Here is a 1,244-nt window from a genome sequence, read left to right as displayed (position 1 = left end):
GGCTCGATATCGCCTCGAGTCCCGTAGCTCGCCAACACAAATCTCATTGCGGATCTCAAACTTTCGGTTGTCGCGCCGCCCGGCGACGTATCGTTCCCGAACCGAGCCAAATGCCGACGACGCGGGTCGACGTACCCACGGCCGGCCACAGCCCCGGTGCCCACATCTCCGGTAGAGCCAGAGCCTAGACATGGCTCCGCGGCGACGGCAGGTTTCGGCGTCCGCCGCCCACATTGCCAACGGGTTCCGTGAGTCAGCGCAACTCGCTGAACTAGCACTGGGTGTCCGGTTATGCTGCGGTCGTCTGGGCCGAGGGCGTGGGCCGCCGCTTGCAATCCGACGATGCGCCAGGGAATCGAACAGTCATGACCGCGATGAAGTTTGTGCTGGCAAATTGGGGAACGCGTGGCGAGGTCGAGCCGTACCTAACGATCGGCCGTGAATTGGTTCGCCGCGGGCATGACGTGAGTATGGCCGTCGCTCCCGAAATGGTCGATTTCGTCGAGTCAGTCGGACCCGCTGGGGTCGCCTATGGGCCAGAGTTGAAAGCCGTCCTGGACCCGCACCGCGACTACTGGACGTATTGGTTCGGCAACCCGTGGAAAATCCGGAAATTGGACCGGATGTGGCGAGAGGTGGTGCAACCTCTTACCGAGTGCCGAGCGGAGGTCAGCAGGACGCTGACGGCTCTAGCAGATGGAGCCGACCTCCTGCTTACCGGCATGAACTATGAAGACACGGCCGCGAACGTCGCGGAGTACTGCGGCATTCCGCTCGCCACGCTGCACCATGCCCCGGTGCGCCCCAACGGCCAATCGTTGCCGATCTTGCCCGCGTCGGCCTCTCGCTTGGTGCTGACGCTGCATGACTGGCTGTGGTGGCGCGCGATCAAGAAGGTCGAGAATGCGCAGCGCAGCCGGCTCGGCCTACCGAAGGCAACATATGGTTCACCGCGGCGAATTGCCGAACGGGGATCGTTGGAAATCCAGGCATACGACGACGTGATTTTCCCGGGCCTGGCGGCCGAATGGGCGCGATGGAAGCATCAACGGCCCTTCGTGGGCGCACTGACGATGGAGTTGCCGACGAGCGCCGACGACGAGGTCGCATCGTGGGCTTCTGCCGGCACACCGCCGATTTTCTTCGGCTTCGGCAGCATGCCGGTGCAATCTCCGTCCGACACGGTCGAGATGATCAGCGGCGCATGCGCCCAGTTGGGTGAGCGGGCACTGATTTGCGCCGGC

At 63.7% G+C, this 1,244-nt stretch carries 1 protein-coding gene; it reads left to right on the top strand.

Features of this window, described 5'->3' with window-relative positions; translation table 11 throughout:
- Positions 1-374: 374 nt before the first annotated feature.
- Positions 375-1,244, top strand: an 870-nt coding sequence (locus A9W96_RS21450) for a glycosyltransferase (protein WP_156765351.1), incomplete at its 3' end; no start/stop codon positions are given.

Source organism: Mycobacterium sp. 1245852.3 (genome assembly GCF_001669335.1).
GTDB classification, from domain to species: domain Bacteria; phylum Actinomycetota; class Actinomycetes; order Mycobacteriales; family Mycobacteriaceae; genus Mycobacterium; species Mycobacterium europaeum_A.
Note: the sequence above shows the minus strand (reverse complement) of the source record. Positions and strands in the feature narration are given on the sequence as shown.